This window comes from Companilactobacillus formosensis, from assembly GCF_005405305.1.
Taxonomy (GTDB): domain Bacteria; phylum Bacillota; class Bacilli; order Lactobacillales; family Lactobacillaceae; genus Companilactobacillus; species Companilactobacillus formosensis.
On record NZ_BJDU01000002.1, the window covers coordinates 107,233 to 127,274 of the forward strand.

Sequence of the window (20,042 nt, forward strand, 5' to 3'; positions counted from 1 at the left end):
TCATGGTGAAAATTAAAAGATTAAACCCTAGTATGATTTTGTTTTTGATTCTTTTCCTTTGGTTTATTGTTTCTTTTATGATTTTTCCAAATGTTCAGATAATGAAAGCCATCTTTTTTGATCAACAAACATCAGCTGTCGAATCCATTCGAGCAATTTTAAGTTCTGAACGTGCAATGCAAGGTATTAAGAATTCTTTTATGTTGGCAGTTACTCTCAGCATAACTACAACAATAGTTGGTATTCTGGAAGTATTATTTCTAGAATATTTTGAAATTAGATTCCGGAAGGTTATCAATTTGGCCTATATGATTCCTTTGATTTTTGGAGGAGTTATGGTTGCCAATGGTTATATTTTTACTTATGGATCTAAAGGTTTTATAACAACGTTTTTACTAAAGATATTTCCTAAATTGAATCCATCATGGTTCTCAGGTTATCATGCTGTAATTTTTTTGATGACATTTGCATGTACCTCAACGTATATGATTTTTTTCCGTAATTCATTCAAAGGAATTGATTATCAAACCGTTGAAGCAGCTAGAGGATTAGGAGCATCTAATTTTAAAATTATCTTTCAAATTATTTTACCGACATTAAAACCTATAATTCTAACTTGTACAATTTTATTATTTCAAACAGGATTGATGGCAATGTCGGCTCCACTTATGGTTGGGGGTAGAGGATTCGAAACTATCAGTCCATTGATTCTAACTTTTACTCAAAGACCTAGCTCTAGAACATTAGCTGCAATTCTTTCATTATTTTTGGGTGTTATTCAATTGTTTTTATTGTACGTAATACAACGTAATGAACGTAAAGGAAATTTCTTATCAATTTCGAAGGTTTCCACAAAAATTAAGCGCACTAGAATTCATAACCCGCTCTTTAATTTCATTGCTCATACTCTGGCATATTCTTTTGCTTTAATCAATTTAGTTCCGTTTATGATCGTGATATTGTTTTCATTTACTAATATTAAAGCTATTGCTAGTCGAAAATTACATTTGAATAGTTTTAGTTTAGAAAATTATAAAATGATATTAACAAGTGAATCAGCGTATCGTCCTTTTTTAACAAGTGTTTTTTATGCAACAATATCATCTATCGCAGTGGTGGTATTAATGTTGATAGTATCTCATTTTGTTTATAAGAAGAGAAATAAGTTTACGACAATCTTAGAAATGATCATATATACTCCTTGGGTTTTCCCAGGACTAATGTTTGCTTTGGGACTTGTCATAACCTATTCTCGACCACATATGATTGTGATGAATAATATATTAACGGGTAGCTTAGTTATTATGCTGATTGCTTATATTATTGTCATGATGCCCAATACATTTCGATTTTTGAAGGCTTCATTTTTTGCGGTAGATTCTTCTTTAGAAGATGCTGCGAAAAACTTAGGTGCTAAATCAACATATACTTTTATTAAAATTGTTCTACCGATTGTTTTACCAACTGTTTTAGCGATGCTAGCAATTAATTTTAATGGAAAATTGAGTGAGTATGATTTGTCAGTCTTTTTGTATAATCCTATTGCTAAACCAATTGGAGTTGTTATAAAAAATAATTCATCGACCGATGCCGGTATTGAAGGTATTGCTTTGAATTTTGTTTATTCAGTGATCTTAATGACAATCAACGCTCTGATCTTTTTCTTCGTCTATGCTGATGGGAAAAATAAAATTAAAAATTTACTAAAAAAAGAAAGACAATGATAAATGAAAATCAATAATCGACAAATTGAGCAAAAACTTCGTGAGAAAGCATTTTTAATTTTGGTTCATAGAGGATCTCATGGCGGAAATATTATTGAAAATACTAGTGATGCTGTAAAAGTAGCTTTGTTACAACATGCTGATATGGTAGAAATTGATATTTCTAAATCTTCGGATGGTAATTTTTATATTTTCCATGATGGGGGAGAAAAACGTCTGTTACATGAATTAAGAAATATAAAAAAATTGACTTCTCAAGAAATAGAATCTAAATTACTGCATAATAGTTTGGATGAACCGATTGATAAAAAGATTGAAAGTTTCGATTATTTTTATAATCATGTGAATCACAATACGTTAATTAATATTGATCGGTCATGGGAATATTGGGAGACATTCTTACCATTTTTAGATAATTATTCTGAAATGCATGAATATTTTGTTCTTAAGTCACCTCCAAAAAGAGAATATTTAAGACAGCTTAGCAATCATCATATTAAATATTTATACTTTCCAATAATTACCGATTTAAAACAACTTGAAATATTAGAAGAATTTCCAGATTTGAATTTAGTTGGCTTAGAAATTATTGAGCCATTAGAAGGTAAATTTAGATTGATTGATTCTCCAAAAATTGACGCATATCGTTGTAAAGATTTAATGCTTTTATCTAATAGTATTAAGCTAAATGATCGAACTAAACTATTTAGTGGTCTAGATGATAACGTGGCTTTGCTAGAAGGTCCTCAATTTAGTTGGGAATCGATTCTAAAAACGGGGATTAATGCTATTCAAACGGATTGGCCTGATATTCTAAATCAGTATAGACAGACATTATAATAATATTCAGCTAAGACTGGAGTTTTCTCCGGTCTTTTTTCATGCATTTAAGAATAATCCACACTAACTTCAAACTTTCGTCATCATTTCTTAAGCTAGTTTAAATACTTCTCAAGTAAAGTAATAACTAACAATTAAGAAAAAAGACGAAAGGAGAAAAGATATGCGATATATACCGTTATTATTTATTCTGACAATAGCTTTTTGCTTAGGATTAATTATCTTCAATTTAGTTAAAGATTTTGAAAAACGTCGGTTTAATTTGATTAGTTTGGTTTACTTAACATTTCTAGCGACTATTTTATTTACGCCAATTTCATTTGACGGTTCATCTGTTTATGTTATGCCAGCCGGTATTGGACAGGTAAACCTGCATAAGCTAAATATATTAGAATTAGGTTTTGCTGAAAATATTATTTTGACTGTACCACTAGGCTTTTTAATCAAATATTATCTTCCAAAAATTTCAATAATATCTGTGGCACTTGCTGGTTTTTTAATTGGTGGTTTAATCGAGACAACCCAATTTTTCTTATCTCACATTTTCTTGATCAATCGTACAAGTGACATTAATGATGTGATTGCTAATGCATTGGGAATTGTTGTTGGAGCAATTTTATTGATTATTTATGAAAAAATTACTGCAAAATCTACATCCAAACAGAGTCATATTTAGTCTATGGTAGAATTACTATGTAATTGGAGGCGCTTTCTATGAAAGAAAATATTACAGAAGCAATTTTACAAATGAGAAAACAATTTAAAACGCAAGATGATAAGCGTGATGCTGGATTGCCAACAGAAATCCCCGAAGTGACACGGATCAATGATTTAGCATATGGGCCAGATCCTAAGTGGAATTTGTTAGATATTTATTTACCTAAAAATGCCACAGGACCAATTCCTACTATTATTAATATCCACGGTGGTGGTTGGTGTTATGGTACTAAGGAAACTTATCAATTTTTCGGCTTAAATTGGGCTAAACGAGGTTTTGCCTTTGTAAATGCCAATTATCGTTTGGCACCAGATGTGGATTTTCCAAAAGAATTGAATGATGTAGATAGTTATATTCACTTTGTATCTAATCATGCGGATGAATATAATTTAGATAAAAATAATGTCTTTTTGATGGGAGACAGTGCTGGTGGTCAAATGGCTGAACAATATGTCACTATTTTGACTAATCCAGAATATCGACAATTATTTGACTATGAACTGACGGATTTAAAATTTAAAGCAGTTATTTTAAATAGTGCCGCTAATTTTATGGCTGAACCTACGGCTATCAGTGGAGCGGTGGCCGGCTACTTTACTCCGGAATCGGTTCAAAAATATTCTGAACAACTAAACGTCGAAAAATATATTACTAAGGATTTCTTGCCAGCATATATCTCCACGGCTAATCAAGATTTCTTACGCAATAGTGCTTTTAAAATGGATGGCTTTTTAATAGCTAAAAATATTCCTCATATTTGTAAAATGTATGGCGATGAGAAGAATCCGCGCGGACATGTTTTCTTGATTAATCAAAAAGATGAATTGGCTAAAAAAGCTAATGATGATGAGATGGCTTTTCTTAAGAGTTACCTCAATTAGTTTGTAAAATGATATAATGTAAACGCGTTCTATTTAATTAAAATCATTGTGGAATGACTCAAGAGAATGGAGAAATTTGTATGCAATATAAAAAATTTAGTAATGGTGTATCAATTCCAATGTTGGGTTTTGGAACTTACGAGATTGATAACGCTGATGTTCCGGCCGCTATTCAGGGTGCTTTAGATGCCGGTTATCGTCATTTTGATTGTGCTCACATTTATGGTAATGAAGCAGCTATCGGTGAAGCTTTTAAGAATGCAGATGTTAAAAGAGAAGATTTATTTATCACTTCAAAGGTTTGGAATGCTGATCAAGGTTATGACAAAACTTTAAAGGCTTTTGAACAGACTTTAACTGATCTTCAAATGGATTATTTGGATCTATATTTGATTCATTGGCCAAATGAAGACAACTTTGACTTGACGCTCGATACTTGGAAAGCTATGGAAACACTTTATGAACAAGGTAAAGTTAAGGCCATCGGTGTATCGAACTTCTCAGAGGATCAATTGAAGAAAGTCTTTGCAATGTGCAAGGTTAAACCTATGGTCAACCAAATCGAACGTCATCCATACAAAGTTCAAGCAGAATTAGGCAAATTTGACGAAGATAACGGTATTGTTAACGAAGGATATTCACCAATTGGACATGGTCACTTGATTCTAGAAGATGAAACTATCAATAAAATTGCTGAAAAGCATCATAAGACTGCTGCTCAAGTAGTTTTGCGTTGGCATATCGACACTGGTTTTGTAGTCTTTCCAAAATCATCTAAGGTTGCACGTGTTAAAGAAAACTTTGATATTTTCGACTTTAACTTGGATGAAGATGAAATTAAAGCCATTAGTGCTTTAGATCAAGACAAACATTTGAATTATTAATCAAAAAGAGAATTGAAGCAGTTAACTTCAATTCTCTTTTTTTTAGACAAATTTTGCCAAAGCTTTACCAACACCATCGTGATTGTTGTCGGTAGTAATGTAATCACAGACGGCTTTTGTGCCAACAGTAGCATTCTTCATTGCAATTCCTAGACCGGCAGTCTCTAGTAAAGGGATGTCATTGTCACGGTCACCAAAGGCAATGATTTCACTGAGTTCAATATTAAGATGATTAGCTAAATGTTTTAAGGCAATTCCTTTGTTAACGTTATTGGGGAAAATTTCTAAATAACCAATACCAGTTCTGACAACAAAATAATCACTAAATTCAGCTTTGATAAAATTAGTGATACGATTGATTTTTTCTTCGTTGCCATTGATGACCGCTTTAGTTATTTCAAAATCACTTGGCATTTCTTCAGGATTTCTGATGTGTAAGCCGTCGCCATTTTCAAAAGCCATTGCGATGGTAAAAGGATCGATATCAGAATGATTGCTAGTATAGACGTTGCCATTCACATCAAAGACACAATAAGATAGGGAATTTTTATCGACAAAATCAACAAAATAATGATAAAAAATATTTGGTAGAGTATTTTGAAAAATAATATCGCTATTGAGATTTTCGATGATGGCACCACCGTTAGTGATCATATATTGATTTGTTCCATAGATGCCTAATTGTTGAGCATATTTGTACATTGCTTTGTGTGGACGACCTGAACATAGGACAACCTTAATATTTCTTTCCAATGCCAGTTGAATTTGTGCCTTAGTTTGACCGGAAATAGTTTTGGCACTAGTTAATAAAGTATCATCAATATCGATGGCAATTAGTTTGTATGTCATATCGAAACTCCTAACTATATTTTATTTAGCAATTATAGTTGGTAAATTAATACTGAGATACAAAAAATTGGTAATTTAATTTTCTTTAATTGAATAAAACACTTTCTAAAAAAATCAATTTGTGTTATTCCACAATTAGTACTTGGCACGAAGCATTTGCTTTCAAAAAGCCAGCTATTTTACCTAAACTTGCTTGTTGATTATTGCTTTTACCATTTTTACCAATAACTAGTAAATCAATTTTCAGCCCTCGAACCAAATAATTAGAAATTATTTTTTTAGGATCACCGATTCTTAAGAAAGTGTCTTTAATAGGATAAACTGTCATCATGAATTTTTGGTTTAAATCATCCCGAGCTTCTATCACATCGGGATTATCTTCGTAATTGACCATTTGTAAAATCCCATCATCTTCATTTAAATAATAATCTTCAACGACACGGGTCAAATAGAGGTTAGCTTTAAATTTTTGAGCTAATTGGACAGCCTGATTGAAGGCACGATTGGCATTGAGAGAACCGTCAATAGCTACAAGAATATTTTTAGTATGTGGTGTCATTTTAACCTCCCATTTAATAAATTATATATAATTATATAATAAAAAATACTCCTAGTTTTATTTTTAGTGAATAGTTATCTATTTGTGATATGATATAAAGATGTTTTTAAGGAGGTAATTTATGACTATCAAGTTAGTAGCTTTTGACATGGATGGAACATTCCTCAATGATCAAAATACTTATAACCACCAACGCTTTGGAGAAATCCTACAAAAATTACGTGCAAAAGATATTCACGTAGCAGCTGCATCGGGCTCTCAATATCAGCGTTTACTCAATCAATTTGATGAATTCAATCAGGAGATGGACTTCGTTTCACAAAATGGTGCGGTCGTTCATAGTGCTGGACAACCATTACTAGTTCAAGAAATTCCAGCAGATGCGGTCAAAAAAACTTTGGACGTAATCAATCACCAATTTGCGCCTAGTGATATTGCTGAACACCTAGTTGTTGGCTATAAATCAGCTTATGTTGATGAAAATATTTCTCAAGCTTCATTCGATATGACATATCGTTACTATAATCACTTATTACGTGTACCAGATTTGGCCACAGCTACACCTCAACGTTTAGAGGACCAAATTACTAGTATCGGAGTAACTTTTGATTCTAAAGTTGATTTTAATACTAAGATGAAGAGCTTACGTGAGATGTTGCCACTAGGTTTATCCAGTCAAACTTCTGGCTACAATACTGAATTGATCAGTGAGGATACCGTAAATAAAGCTGCCGGTCTTCGTGAACTTCAAAAGAAATATAATGTGGCTGATGATGAAATCATGACTTTTGGTGATAATGAAAATGACTTGCCAATGCTAAAAATAACTCCACATAGTTATGCTATGCAAAATGCTGAACAAAAAATTAAGGATCAAGTTGCACATGTGACTGATTCTAATAATGATGAGGGCGTCTTGAATGTCCTTGAACAATTAGCTTCTTAATGAAAAGGTAATCCGGATGATGGGTTATCTTTTTTTAGTATATGATCAATTTTTGGAATCGGTTGCAATTATAAGCCATTTTCGATAAGGTGGAAAAGTAACCTTAACGTGAGAGGAATTTACTTATGTATAAAATGATTGTCTGTGATCTTGATGAAACTTTAATGAATGATGATGGTTCTTTGTCTGACAAGAACGCTGAGGCCATTCATGCTGCAACTGAAAAAGGAGTTTACTTCGTAGTTAATTCTGGTCGAAGTTATACTTCCTTTCAAAATGATCTTGAAAAAATGAATTTACGAAATAAACCCAATCAATATTCCATTTCATATAATGGAGGATTGATTTTGGAAAATAAGAATAATCGCTCTATTGCTGTTAATGCGATGCCATTTGAAGTAGCTAAAGCGGTCTTTAATGTTGGTGCTAAGGATAAAAATGCTTCGACACATGTTTACACTCAAGACAAACTTTATATTTATAATCCTATGAAAACTGATACGGATTATTTAACTAATCGTGGTGTAGATTTTTCAATTATGAAAGATGATGATTTTGATAAATTCAAAGATCAAAACGTCATGAAAGTTATTATGGCTATGTCCACAATTGAGGAGCGTAAAGCAATGAAGGCAGCAGTAGAATCACAAGTTGATCCTTCCAAGCTGACAGTTTCTTTTTCATCTGGTCGATACGTTGAATTTAATCCAGCTGGCGTTGATAAAGGTAGTGCCGCCGTTCAATTGGGTGAGATTTTAGGTATTAAACCAGAAGAAATCATTGCGGCTGGTGATAACAGTAATGATTTGCCAATGTTAAAGGCAGTTGGTTTACCAGTCAGTGTGGCTAACGGACTTGATGTCGTTAAGGAAAATGCCAAGTATATCACTGAAGCTGATAATAACCATGATGCTTTAGCTGAAGTAATTAATAAGTTCATTCTATAGAAAAAGTCTTGAGAAAACTCAAGGCTTTTTTAGCGTAAATTCAAATTCGATTTATTTTCTATTGTGATTTTACCGTCATCAAAGTTTTTAAGAACTTGATCCAATTTTTGAATAGTTAATTTTTTGTCATAGGCATAGTCTCTAGAGAAATCTAAAGTATAGACTTGACCAGAAATGGTGGTTACTTCAAGTGCAAGGGGACTCTTTGCCATTAAGAGTGCTGGAGTCAAAACACCTAAGGCTGCACTATATGGGACAGCAAGAGGGATATCGTCATCATTAAGATGTCCGATTATTTTAATTGAAACAATGTCTTGCTTATTAATGACAGTCAGCTTATTTTTGAATGGGAAAAACATTAGAAAAATACGATGCTTCAAATTAGTCAAATCACTGTAACGAAAACTGTTTTTATCGGCTTCCCAATATTGGAAAAGTACAGTCGAGCTGTTGCAATAATAAATGAAGAAGAAAAAGAAAAAAAGTCCTAGTGCTACGGCGTAACTACTCCAATTATTAAAAATTCTAAAGATAGTAAAACCTACCAAACCTGCAAATAGACTAACTAGTAAAGGTCTGTATGAAAGTTTCTTACCAAATGTAATCATAATGAATTCCTCCCAATTAAATGAGATGCGCATCGATTAGTTAATTAACTTTGTTTACACCTTAATTATGGCAAAAGCTTGATGTTAAAGCACGCACATCGTAGTTGCATTTATAAAAATACCGTTATAACGCTGATTTTATTAAAAAAAGTTTATTATTTAAGTAAGTGGTTACATGGGGGAGAAAAATGGCATTAGCAGATAATATTATCAAGTACCGTAAGAAAAATGGAATGACACAAGAACAGCTAGCTGAATCACTGATGATCTCACGACAATCTATTTCTAGATGGGAATTAGGGGAAAATTTACCTAGTATTGATAATTTAATTTCATTAAGTGGTTTATTGGATATTTCTTTAGATGAGTTGATTACGGGAGAGCCTTACTTGCATTTTCCATTTGATTTTGGGCGACCAAAAAGTAAGTCGGCGGCTGTGATTTTAATTATTATTGTTTTGATTCCTATATTGATGGGATTCATAGGTAATATTTGGATGTCTCTATTGATTGGACTAATTTTGTATATGATAGTTGTCTGGTTTTATCCATTCGATTACAAGCGTTATTACAATTATTGGAGCTTGGAGAAAAAAGGAATTCGTTACATTTCTGATAATCAAGAAGTTTACAGTTCTTGGGATAATTTGGTCATGCCGATCAAAGCACTATTAAAGATGAGAAAGACTAAGTTTATCCCGTATCAACAAATGAAAGAAATTGAGATCCATTTGCAGTTGTTGGGATATAATCCGCGACATACTACTTATTCGCCAGGGACGTCTCAGTTGATGAATGAGAGTTTTACTTTGAAGATAACTACAAAAGATGAAAATATCGTCTATTTGACTTTGAAACCGTATTATCTGAAGAAATCTAAAGAACGGCAAATGTTGCCAACTATCTTGGAATTTTTGAAGCGCAAGAATGTCAAATTTGTCGATAAGCAAAATATTTGTGAATTATTGAAGGATAATGACAAGAGTTTGACAGAACAATTGTATGAAATTCGAGATGGACATAAATAAAAATATTGTTCAAATTATAAAAAATATTTTGGTGCTACGGCTTCAGAAAAATACCACAATCCTAAGACAACATTCTCGTCTCGCTTTTTGACTTTCAGTGACGGAGCACGCTTGGAAGTATGAACTCGTGAAGATTTGAACATAGAAAAACTTACTGGGTATCCCTTAGGTTATGTGCATCTTGCCATGTCTTTGGGATCAAAAGAAGCTGTTGACCAAGTTTCTGCACAAATTGAAGCGGATGGCTATACTCATTTGAGTGGACCAAGAGTAACAAATGATGGTTATTACGAAAGCGTGGTATTGGATCCCGAAGGAAACCAAATTGAATTAACAGTTTAAAAAAGAGACCGCTGAATTGTTTAGGCGGTCTCTTTTTGAATAGAAGATCTAAATTTTTCAATTTGATTTTTATAATCTAAGAGTTTGTGATAACGATTTTTTATGTCATCATCTTCATTAGAATAGATTTCAAAACATTTATCAGAAAAATCTTTCAGTTGAGCTTTTCCAGTCTTTTGTTCATCCTTAGGCAAGGCTTTGAGGATGGAATTGTCAGTCGTCAAATCAACGATTTTTTCATATAGTTCATCAAATTGTATTTTTAAAGCTATTTCGTCATGCTTAATATTTGCTTTCACAAGGGCGGGTGGAAGAGCATAGGTGATTAACAGATAGCCAATTATAGCGATTATTAAATAGTCGATGATAGTTAATGTCATTTTTTACCAACTTTCTCAGGGATTTATATTAATAGAATATCAGTTTGTAAACTTTATTTGCAGGTCACTCTAAATAAAGTGTTTTACTTCGATAAAATTCAACTTTTGTCAGTTTCATTGCTTGTTTAATTAAAGCTTTCTTTGAATCCAAGGAAAAATCTTTTTGATAAAAACCTCTTTCTTCAATCGAATATTGATCATTATGACAAATTAAGGTCAAGCTACGATCTTTTTTGAAAGTTAATATTTTTAAAGTTAAATCATCATTGTTTTTAAACTGGGTTTTAATGGTACTTTTTAGTTGAGTGATTTTTATCCTTTTCGTAATTTTTTTTGAACCTCCTTGTCGAAATTTTTCTTTTGCAGACTGGTGCTCAAATAAAAGACAGAAGCGAGATGATTTTTTAAACTAAAAGCTATTCGATAATTTTTTGAATCGAGATGAACCCTCATTTCGTAAGTTTGGTGGTTCTTATCCGTTCGAACTGGTTTGATTCTATAAAAATCATTATTTAGATTATTAGTTAATTTAGTTTCGATGATATTAATGTCTTTAGCGCAATTTTGCTTTGAAAATGAATTTTTGATTGAGTCCGAAATGATTACCTTGAACAACATTATCAATCCTTTAATATTTAATAATTTAACTCTTAAATAAATTAATCAATCCGTCAAGTTATCTCAAGAACATTTTTAATAAATGTTATATTTATATTCATAAAGTATCTGAGGGGGGAGTTTTTATGGACATTTGGGAAAGACTATATTTAGCTGCAAAACCACTGTATAAACCGCAGGAACTAAATGATTTTGTTTATGCTAACAACGTAGTTTGCGCTTTGGAGAGCAAATGGGGGACTATCAAAACTAATCAAAAATAGCTAACAAACCTTAATTGGCTTGTTAGCTAATTTTATCTTTAAAAGCATTCTTGTGAAACTCGTTCAACTGCAAAATTAGATAGGCTGTAGATTGCTTCATAAAGTTTTTCGCCTAATTCCGAGGTGATAATTTCGTGTTTTTTCTTGCCACTATTATTTGGAATATTACCTAAAACAGGAATAAATTGATCTAAATCATTATCTGACAAAAAATCGTGAGCTTTCAGATGTGCTGCTAATGCAACCGTAAAGGAAAATTTGGGATGAGATTGTCGTAATTTGTAAAGGTCTCTTGCGGCAGTTTTGTAATCCATTGCAGGATTCTGATTCAAACAGTGTCGCAATAGATTATCATAAACATCTCCGTAGTGAAGTAACCAGACTAAAAAGTCATGCGAAGTTACATAATGAAGATCCATATGAATGTTCTTATAATTATTTACCACGTCGAGAACGTTATTCCAATCAAGCCAAGTACGAAACGATTGATAATATTTTTCGATGTCTTGATTTTTACCATTACCAATATGACTTAATCCGGCAAAACTCTCTAAATCTTGATTGGTAAAGTTTAATTCTTTGATATCCATTATTAACTCCATCTATTTAACTAAAATTACCCACATAAAAAAACTAACCAGTAACGGTTAGCTATACAGTATTTTGAGCTATTTGATATATAACTCTTTAAGTCTACTCATTTTTAGATGTTAAGTCTAGTCCAAAATTAGCTGAAAAAAGATATCAAAAGAACAATAGAGTATAATTAAAAAGTATTTGATAATCGACGATGGAGGGATTGCACTAAAATGGCAACTAAAGAAGCAGAAAACAAAATGGTGGATTTGGCAAAACCAGTTCATCAACAATTAAATCAATATCGCGTTCAACAGATTCAATCGGTGTTGAGTTTATTAGATGAAGGAAACACGGTTCCTTTTATCGCTCGTTATCGAAAAGAACGTACGGGAACTTTGGACGAAGTGGCGATTCGAGAAATTGAAGATGAGACACATCGTTTGATGAAAATCAACCAAAGACGTCAAGACGTTTTAAAGTTGATTCAAGAACAAGGTAAGTTAACTCCTGAACTCAAACAAAAATTAGAGCAGGCAACAGTATTGCAACAAGTCGAAGATCTCTATCTTCCTTACAAGCAAAAACGTCGGACTAAAGCTACGATTGCTAAAGAAGCTGGCTTAGAGCCTTTAGCTAAGTGGTTATTAACTTTTCCAAATGGAAACTTAGATAAAAAAGCTCGAGATTTTATCGATGCTAAAAAGGATTTGCCTGATTTAGCAGCAGTTTGGGCTGGAGTACACGAAATATTAGCCGAAAACTTCAGTGAGCGAGCTGATTTCAGAGAATGGATTAGACAATATACTTGGCAAAATGGTGAACTGACTAGTAAGTTAAAGCGTGGTGCTAAGGAAAAGGACGAACAAGCAGTTTATGAAACTTATTACGACTTCCAACAAAAATTAAAACAAGTTCCACCTTATCGAATTCTTGCCATCAATCGTGGTGAAAAGGAAAAGATTTTGACCGTAGGAATTGCTATCGATGCAACACAGATCTTACGTCATGGACATTCTAAATTAGTCGGTCGTAACCGTGGCTTAGCAGTTGAAAAAATTGATACAGCTTTTGAAGATTCTTACAAGCGTTTCTTAGGACCAGCTATCGAACGTGAATTACGCCACCAATTATCAGAGAAGGCTGATAATCATGCTATTCAAGTCTTTGGTAATAATTTGTACCACCTTTTGATGCAAGCACCTTTGAAAGGTAAAGTTGTGATGGGCTTTGACCCAGCTTATCGAACAGGTTGTAAATTAGCCATTATCGATGCCAATGGTCGTTTTCTAACTAAGCAAGTGATTTATCCTCACAAGCCAGCTAGTGAAAAACAACGGGCAGCGGCAGCACCTGAATTTAAAAAACTATTAGAGAAGTATCATGTTCAAATGATTGCTATTGGAAATGGAACGGCCAGTCGTGAATCAGAAGAATTTGTCAGTGGTATTTTAAAGACTATCAAGCAGCCAATTTATTATGTTATCGTCAATGAAGCAGGAGCCTCGGTTTATTCCGCCAGTGCCAATGCCAGAGCTGAATTTGCTGATTTGCACGTTGAAGAACGTTCAGCTATTAGTATTGGTCGTCGGTTGCAAGATCCATTGGCTGAATTGATCAAAGTTGATCCTAAAGCAATTGGTGTCGGACAATATCAACACGATGTTCCGGAGAAAGCTTTAGATGAACAATTAGATCGAGTCGTTGAAACAGCGGTCAATCAAGTTGGGGTTAACGTTAATACGGCCAGCCCAGAATTATTGACGCATATTTCCGGTTTGACAGCGACAACAGCCAAAAACATTGTCAAATTCAGAAATGAAAATGGTTCATTTACCGACAGACAATCATTGAAGTCAGTTCCACGTTTAGGTCCTAAAGCCTATCAACAAGCAGTCGGTTTCTTAAGAATTATCGGTGGAAGTGATCCGTTGGACAATACTGATATCCACCCGGAAAGTTATTCTGCTACTAGAGAATTGTTGAAGAGTATTGATGAAACACCACAAGCAGTGGGAACTCCGAAATTACAACAACAATTAAGTAAGTTGAATCAAGAAAAATCAGCTCAACAGCTAAATATCGGGGTAGCTACTTTGACTGATATTATCGCTGGTTTGAGTAAGCCAGGACGAGACTTGCGTGACAGTATGCCAGCACCACTGCTTCGTCAAGATGTTTTAACGATGGCTGACTTGAAACCAGGGATGGAACTTCAAGGTACAGTTCGTAATGTAATTGACTTTGGAGCATTCGTTGATATTGGTGTGAAACAAGATGGTTTGGTGCACATTTCTCAATTGTCCGACCATTTTGTCAGTGATCCTAGTACCGTTGTGACGATTGGTGATATTGTGACGGTTTGGGTTTTGAGCGTAGACGAGAACCGTAATCGAATTCAGTTAACGATGAAAAAGCCAGTAAAGAAATAAACCATTAAGAAGACTATCAGACCTCGGACTTCTTTTGAGTAGATAGTCTCTTTTGTTACAATCCAGTAAAGAAGTGAAACTCATTATTGGATTTTTTTATATATGCATAAAAGTAATTTCTGGGAATATTTCTTTGATAGTTTTGTTAAGGTACTCGATCCATTTAATTGGTTATAAGTTAAAATGTTTGCTTTAATTTTTTATCTCCAATATAGTTATCAACATCACTTACAAGTGTAATACGGAGGCATTTAATGACAAAAGCATTGATCGTAGTAACTAATACTGCAAAATTTCCAACTATTAATCGAGCAACAGGCTTATGGTTGAGTGAAGCAACTCATTTCAACAAGGTAATGAAGGATAATAATATCGACGTCGATTACGTTAGTCCTAATGGTGGATACGTTCCAATCGATCCTGGTAGTTTAGCACCTGATTCAATGGATGAGACTAACTGGAGTTTCTATAATGAGGAGAAATATCGTGATCAGGTCTTAGGCCAATCACTTTCAGTAAAGCAAGTTGATCCTAAAAATTATGACATTATTTACTTTGCAGGTGGTCATGGTGTTATGTGGGACTTCCCAGAAAACAAGGCCTTAGGTGAAATTGCTAAAACTATTTACAACCGTGGTGGTATCGTTTCGGCTGTCTGTCACGGAGTAGTTGGTTTACTTTCAATGAAAGACGAAGAAAGCAAGTCTTGGATCAATGGTAAGAACATAACTGGTTTTACTAATGAAGAAGAGGAAATCAATAAATTAACTGATGCTGTTCCATTCTTAACTGAGGAAGCTTTGAAGAATGCTGGTGCCAATCACACTAAAACAGCAGCCTATACGGAAAACGTTGTTACCGATGGACGTTTAGTAACTGGTCAAAATCCTCAATCGGCTCGTGGAGTTGGGGAAGCTGTTATCGAACTACTTTCTTAAAATAATTAGTAAATTAGAGTTGGATTTTTAAAATCCAGCTCTTTTTTTGTGCCAAATGGTATTTTTATCCAAAATTAATAAAAATATTTTTCAAAAATTGGTTTGACCTTATGATTTCCATAAGATAATATTAATATCAAGAAATCGATAAGGGAGTAATAAACTATTAATGAAAATGAAGAAGGCGAATATTTTATCATGTGTTGCAATTAGTGCAATTGTATTATCAGGGATGGGAATCACAAACGTGAAAGCTAGTGATAATACAGCAGTATCAATTGAAAAGGTAGCAGAGAAGTCACTAAATCCAGAAGTTCAAAATGGTGGAAAAGTTAGTGATGACTTCCAAGATGTATCAAAAAATAATTTGGGATACGCTTCTAAATTTCACATCTTTGCTAAAGAAGCAACTTTAAATGCACATACAAATGGAAACCTTGCGGTTGGATCTTTATTCGGAAATGTTAACTTTGGGACAAACATTACGGATGAAAAATTATTAGATAAAGATATTTCTTATGTTCAAGAAGTAAAAAACATGTCAGAGAGTTCATTCGTTAGTGCTAATGATCACCGTACAAATAAAGTGGTTTTTGGTGAAGTAAACGACATTGAATTGGGTAAAGACAATACTTCTCCTTTAGTTAATGAAACACCAATCAATCACTTACTTAATAATGAAATTTTCCAAGACAAAGACTCTAATGAGTATCTTGATTTTGACCAAGAGTTTGCTAAATTAGAGAACAAATCAGCAGGCTTAGTTTCAACAAATTCTAAGACAATTACTAATGCTGATTTTCCAGATCAAAACCAACGAGTAATTGACCTCAGTGATTTTGAAGCTGATGCTAACAATCAAATCGTAATCAATTTGGATCCAGAAGTTTTGAATGCTAGTACACCTTTAACAATTTCCGGGTTGTCAGCTGACAAAGGTGGTACTTCAATTATCATCAATGTTGACACAAAGGGACAAAATCCTTATGCAATGAACTCTCAAATTAAGTTGAGATTCAATAATGGCGAAGAAAATTCTATCGAACGACCAAATCAGGAAACAGAATACTTCGATGACAACCATTTACTTTGGAACTTTTATGATAGTACAGCAGCTAATAAGCAATTCGACGGTATTATTGAAATGAATAATACTTTTCAAGGTAGTGTCTTGGCTCCAGATGCAACAATCAATATTCATCATAATCTAGACGGTAATATCGTAGCTGAACAAGTGAATGTCGTTGGTGGCGAAACTCACAGATGGGATTTGCAAGACAACAACAATATTGTGACTGTTCCAGAAGAACCAGGCGAACCAGATGAAAACAATGAAGGTAAAGAATTAGTAGACCCTGGCTTTACAATTGATCCAACGCCAACAAATCCAGAACCAACTCCAAATCCTGACGAAAATGTAGATGGAAAGGATGACGAAGATGATGATCAAGAAATCATTATCAACGGTGGTTCAGAAGGCGATTTAGATGGTAGTGGTAATTTAGATTTAACTGGTAAAGAAGTTAATGTTCAAAACCCTGGTAGTAGTGAAGAAAAAACATTGTCTTCAATAAATGAGGGTAGTGGATTGGTTCCATTGACTAATGCTGCACAATCAACTGATACAAGTTCAGCAAGTGGATTAAGTAGATTGCCACAAGCTGGTGCTACTAGTGGTATTTTGATGACAGTTGCTGGTGTAATTATGTTGGAATTAGGCATTGTGTTTAAGAAAGTAAAATCGTAATTATATGGTTGTATTCAAAAAAAAGTTTGAGAATTATTTTCTAATTGAAAATTTTCTTAGGCTTTTTTATTAGATTTCAATTAATTAAATGTTGAAATTATTAAAATGAAGTGCTAGGATATTCACAATAAATAAAGGAGGTTGTCGATGCTATGGATAAAGTTATTGTTGTAAACAGTACATTGGCAATCTTGGCCGTCATTTTGATTTGAAAAAGGACTTAGACTATAAAATGTCAAGCCCTTTTTTCCGTTCGAATGAGGGCTTGAGAAATAGGTCTCATCCGAAAGGATGAGACCTATTTTTTTGTTATTATTTTTAGTGTATTTGAAATTAGAAAAAATTTAATTTTAAATGGGCTCTATTTGAACTCGGTCTATATTATGAGTGCTAAACTACTGGCACGTAAGGAATTTGGGCATTTTTGAAATAAGCATTGACATTAAAAAAATCTAATAATATAATTCAGTTCATAAATAACGTTATATAACGTTATAAATTAAGAAGGGGTGATTTTATGAGAAAAAGATTTATCTATTTAATGATGCTGGTTTTTTCGTTAACTTTGATCTTAGTAGGATGCGGAAATAAAAGTAATAATGCGTCCTCATTGGATAAGATTCTAAACAAAGGAGTTCTCACAGTAGGCATGATTAACTCTAATCCACCATATGAATATCAAGTCAATAAAGATAGCAAGCAGAGTATGAAGGGTTCAGACGTAAAACTGATTAAAAAAATTGCTTCTAAACTTGGAGTTAAATATAAGATAAAAACTATGGATTTGGATGGGCTATTGCCAGCTTTACAATCCGGAAAAGTTGATATGTTGGTCACTTCTTTAAGCCCAACTCCGGAGAGAAAAAAGGGTGCAACCTTTTCCAAAGTCTACTTTAGAAGTACAAATACTTTAGTTATAAGAAAAGAAGATAAGTCAAAATATTATAACGATATTGATCAGCTTGATAATAAAAAGATTGCAGTGGTAAATAATTCTACTCAACAACCTATGATTGAAAAGAGTTTCCCAAATGTATCATTAACGAAACTATCTAAAGTCACTGATTTAGCACTGGCTTTAAATAATAATAAAGTAGATGCTTTTTCAATCGATGTACCAACGGCTACAATTTTGCTTCGACAAAATCCTGATTTAATGATGACAAAGTGGCGTCATAAGGATTCCAGCCTTGGAGCCGCTGTGGCAATGCCAAAAGATACTTCCAAGGATTTAGTAAATAAAGTTAATAAAATTGTAAAATCTAACAAAACTAATTATGAAAAATGGGTTCAAGATTCTGCGGAGCAAGTTCCAACTGATTAAAGATTAATGAGGTGACAAAGATGGGTGATTATTCGTTTCTTACCAATTATTGGCAATTATTTATTAAAGGAGTAGTGGTAACCGTCGAACTAGCGATTATTTCGATAATTATGGGTTTGATATTAGGAATAATTTTAGCCGTGATGAAACGTTCAAGTATTTTTATTGTTTCTTTATTGGCTAAAGCGTATATCGGATTTATTAGAGATACACCATTATTGATTCAAATATATATTGTTTATATTGGACTACCAATAATTACAGGGCTTCAGATTCCAGACTTTGCTACTGGCGTTGTATGTTTGACACTATATTCTGCTGCGTATATTGCAGAAATCATTAGATCAGGTATTGAATCTTTGCCCATTGGACAATCAGAGGCAGCTTTAAGTCTGGGAATGTCAAAATGGCAAGTAATGAAAGACATTATTTTACCTCAAGCAATTAAGAACATTTTGCCAGCTTTGGGAAATCAATTTATTGGTAATGTTAAAGATTCTTCATTGGTTTCAGTTTTAGGTATTGCGGATTTAATGTTTCAAGCACAAACAGTAAGAGGGTCAACTGCTTTAGGATTAGAACCAATGATTGTTGCTTCATTATTATATTTAATCTTAACCTGGAGTCTGAACAGACTTCTAGCAAATGTAGAAAAGAGGTTGAAGGTCAGTGATAGAACTTAAAAATTTAAATAAATCATATGGCAACAATAATGTTTTAAAACATATTAATTTAAAGATTGATGATGGCGAGGTTGTTGTAATTATTGGACCATCCGGTTCCGGGAAAAGTACTTTATTACGCTGTATGAATCTACTAGAACAACCCACAAGTGGTGAAGTAAAGATTAATGGTCAAAAAGTTTCTGGTAAGGTTAAACCGGAATTAATCAGAGAAACTAGACAAAACGTGGGTATGGTCTTTCAACACTTCAATCTTTTCCCTCACTATACTGTCTTGAATAATATTATTCATGCGCCAATGATTGTGAAGAAGCAGAATAAAGATGAGGCTATCAAACATGCCAAACAGCTACTAAAAGAAGTTTCATTGGAAAACAAGATAAATGCTTTTCCATCTTCTCTTTCAGGAGGGCAAGAACAGCGAATCGCTATTGCACGTGCTTTGGCAATGAACCCTAATACTCTTTTATTTGATGAACCAACTTCAGCACTTGATCCAGAGATGGTTGAAGAGGTTTTGGAGGTAATGAAAAAGCTCGCTAAAACTGGAATGACAATGGTTGTTGTAACTCATGAGATGGGATTTGCAAAACAAGTAGGAAGTAGAGTTGTTTTTGTTGATAATGGTCAGATTTTAGAAGACGATACTCCGGAAAAAATCTTTAATGCGCCTAACAATCCTAGAACTCAGGATTTTATTTCTAAAATTTTGTATACTTAATTAGAAATATTATTAAAGGATATCTTACGGTGAA

At 33.3% G+C, this 20,042-nt stretch carries 20 protein-coding genes and 1 pseudogene; 16 read left to right on the forward strand and 5 right to left on the reverse strand.

Annotated features, from left to right (window positions below; translation table 11 throughout):
* Positions 1 to 2 precede the first annotated feature (2 nt).
* The 5 genes from FFM65_RS02835 to FFM65_RS02855 all read left to right on the forward strand — a co-directional run bounded on the left by FFM65_RS02835 (position 3) and on the right by FFM65_RS02855 (position 5,047).
* A complete protein-coding gene (locus FFM65_RS02835; protein WP_119317679.1) occupies positions 3 to 1,724 on the forward strand; it encodes an ABC transporter permease in 1,722 nt (573 codons plus the stop codon).
* Positions 1,725 to 1,727: 3 nt separating this feature from the next.
* Positions 1,728 to 2,564, forward strand: a complete 837-nt coding sequence (locus FFM65_RS02840) for a glycerophosphodiester phosphodiesterase family protein (protein ID WP_119317678.1) — start codon at positions 1,728 to 1,730, stop codon at positions 2,562 to 2,564.
* A 163-nt stretch (positions 2,565 to 2,727) separates the two neighbouring features.
* The gene (locus tag FFM65_RS02845) at positions 2,728 to 3,240 is read left to right on the forward strand and encodes a VanZ family protein (RefSeq protein ID WP_119317677.1); all 513 of its coding nucleotides are present in this window, start codon (positions 2,728 to 2,730) and stop codon (positions 3,238 to 3,240) included.
* A gap of 38 nt (positions 3,241 to 3,278) precedes the next feature.
* The gene (locus FFM65_RS02850) at positions 3,279 to 4,163 is read left to right on the forward strand and encodes an alpha/beta hydrolase (protein ID WP_119317676.1); all 885 of its coding nucleotides are present in this window, start codon (positions 3,279 to 3,281) and stop codon (positions 4,161 to 4,163) included.
* 80 nt (positions 4,164 to 4,243) lie between these two features.
* A complete protein-coding gene (locus FFM65_RS02855; protein ID WP_119317675.1) occupies positions 4,244 to 5,047 on the forward strand; it encodes an aldo/keto reductase in 804 nt (267 codons plus the stop codon).
* Between the two features lie 42 nt (positions 5,048 to 5,089).
* On the opposite strand, the gene FFM65_RS02860 is transcribed toward FFM65_RS02855, so the two are convergent.
* Complete coding sequence (locus FFM65_RS02860) at positions 5,090 to 5,896, reverse strand: Cof-type HAD-IIB family hydrolase (RefSeq protein ID WP_119317674.1); 807 nt, start codon at positions 5,894 to 5,896, stop codon at positions 5,090 to 5,092.
* A 124-nt stretch (positions 5,897 to 6,020) separates the two neighbouring features.
* Positions 6,021 to 6,455, reverse strand: coding sequence for a universal stress protein (locus FFM65_RS02865; protein WP_119317673.1), 435 nt, complete (start codon positions 6,453 to 6,455; stop codon positions 6,021 to 6,023).
* A 121-nt stretch (positions 6,456 to 6,576) separates the two neighbouring features.
* Here FFM65_RS02865 and FFM65_RS02870 point away from each other — a divergent pair, with 121 nt between their 5' ends.
* Both FFM65_RS02870 and FFM65_RS02875 read left to right on the forward strand, forming a co-directional pair.
* Positions 6,577 to 7,401: a Cof-type HAD-IIB family hydrolase gene (locus FFM65_RS02870; RefSeq protein WP_119317672.1), complete on the forward strand. Its 825-nt coding sequence runs from the start codon at positions 6,577 to 6,579 to the stop codon at positions 7,399 to 7,401.
* Between the two features lie 125 nt (positions 7,402 to 7,526).
* Positions 7,527 to 8,348 carry a Cof-type HAD-IIB family hydrolase gene (locus FFM65_RS02875; protein WP_119317671.1) on the forward strand — a complete coding sequence of 274 codons (822 nt, stop codon included), beginning with the start codon at positions 7,527 to 7,529 and terminating at the stop codon, positions 8,346 to 8,348.
* 29 nt (positions 8,349 to 8,377) lie between these two features.
* On the opposite strand, the gene FFM65_RS02880 is transcribed toward FFM65_RS02875, so the two are convergent.
* The gene (locus FFM65_RS02880; RefSeq protein WP_119317670.1) at positions 8,378 to 8,956 is read right to left on the reverse strand and encodes a hypothetical protein; all 579 of its coding nucleotides are present in this window, start codon (positions 8,954 to 8,956) and stop codon (positions 8,378 to 8,380) included.
* A gap of 188 nt (positions 8,957 to 9,144) precedes the next feature.
* On the opposite strand from FFM65_RS02880, the gene FFM65_RS02885 reads away from it, so the two are divergent.
* Both FFM65_RS02885 and FFM65_RS02890 read left to right on the forward strand, forming a co-directional pair.
* Complete coding sequence (locus tag FFM65_RS02885; RefSeq protein WP_119317669.1) at positions 9,145 to 9,984, forward strand: helix-turn-helix domain-containing protein; 840 nt, start codon at positions 9,145 to 9,147, stop codon at positions 9,982 to 9,984.
* A 15-nt stretch (positions 9,985 to 9,999) separates the two neighbouring features.
* Positions 10,000 to 10,326, forward strand: a pseudogene (locus FFM65_RS02890) (VOC family protein); the annotation flags it as partial.
* 20 nt (positions 10,327 to 10,346) lie between these two features.
* Here the strand turns inward: FFM65_RS02890 and FFM65_RS02895 are convergent.
* Entirely contained in the window at positions 10,347 to 10,706 is a 360-nt protein-coding gene (locus tag FFM65_RS02895) for a hypothetical protein (RefSeq protein WP_119317668.1), read from the reverse strand.
* A gap of 743 nt (positions 10,707 to 11,449) precedes the next feature.
* On the opposite strand from FFM65_RS02895, the gene FFM65_RS02900 reads away from it, so the two are divergent.
* On the forward strand, positions 11,450 to 11,587 hold the full coding sequence (locus FFM65_RS02900; RefSeq protein ID WP_119317666.1) for a cytidine deaminase: 138 nt from the start codon (positions 11,450 to 11,452) through the stop codon (positions 11,585 to 11,587).
* A gap of 38 nt (positions 11,588 to 11,625) precedes the next feature.
* Here FFM65_RS02900 and FFM65_RS02905 read toward each other — a convergent pair whose 3' ends face one another.
* Complete coding sequence (locus tag FFM65_RS02905) at positions 11,626 to 12,177, reverse strand: hypothetical protein (protein WP_119317665.1); 552 nt, start codon at positions 12,175 to 12,177, stop codon at positions 11,626 to 11,628.
* 219 nt (positions 12,178 to 12,396) lie between these two features.
* Here FFM65_RS02905 and FFM65_RS02910 point away from each other — a divergent pair, with 219 nt between their 5' ends.
* From FFM65_RS02910 to FFM65_RS02935, 6 genes are all read left to right on the forward strand, one after another.
* Positions 12,397 to 14,595, forward strand: a complete 2,199-nt coding sequence (locus tag FFM65_RS02910; RefSeq protein ID WP_119317664.1) for a Tex family protein — start codon at positions 12,397 to 12,399, stop codon at positions 14,593 to 14,595.
* A gap of 254 nt (positions 14,596 to 14,849) precedes the next feature.
* Positions 14,850 to 15,533: a type 1 glutamine amidotransferase domain-containing protein gene (locus FFM65_RS02915; RefSeq protein ID WP_119317663.1), complete on the forward strand. Its 684-nt coding sequence runs from the start codon at positions 14,850 to 14,852 to the stop codon at positions 15,531 to 15,533.
* Positions 15,534 to 15,708: 175 nt separating this feature from the next.
* Entirely contained in the window at positions 15,709 to 17,280 is a 1,572-nt protein-coding gene (locus FFM65_RS02920) for a collagen-binding domain-containing protein (RefSeq protein WP_137610094.1), read from the forward strand.
* Between the two features lie 517 nt (positions 17,281 to 17,797).
* Complete coding sequence (locus tag FFM65_RS02925; protein WP_119317661.1) at positions 17,798 to 18,604, forward strand: transporter substrate-binding domain-containing protein; 807 nt, start codon at positions 17,798 to 17,800, stop codon at positions 18,602 to 18,604.
* Between the two features lie 20 nt (positions 18,605 to 18,624).
* The gene (locus tag FFM65_RS02930) at positions 18,625 to 19,287 is read left to right on the forward strand and encodes an amino acid ABC transporter permease (protein ID WP_119317660.1); all 663 of its coding nucleotides are present in this window, start codon (positions 18,625 to 18,627) and stop codon (positions 19,285 to 19,287) included.
* Complete coding sequence (locus FFM65_RS02935) at positions 19,274 to 20,008, forward strand: amino acid ABC transporter ATP-binding protein (protein ID WP_119317659.1); 735 nt, start codon at positions 19,274 to 19,276, stop codon at positions 20,006 to 20,008. The genes FFM65_RS02930 and FFM65_RS02935 overlap by 14 nt, the downstream gene beginning before the upstream one ends.
* The last annotated feature ends 34 nt before the right edge of the window (positions 20,009 to 20,042 follow it).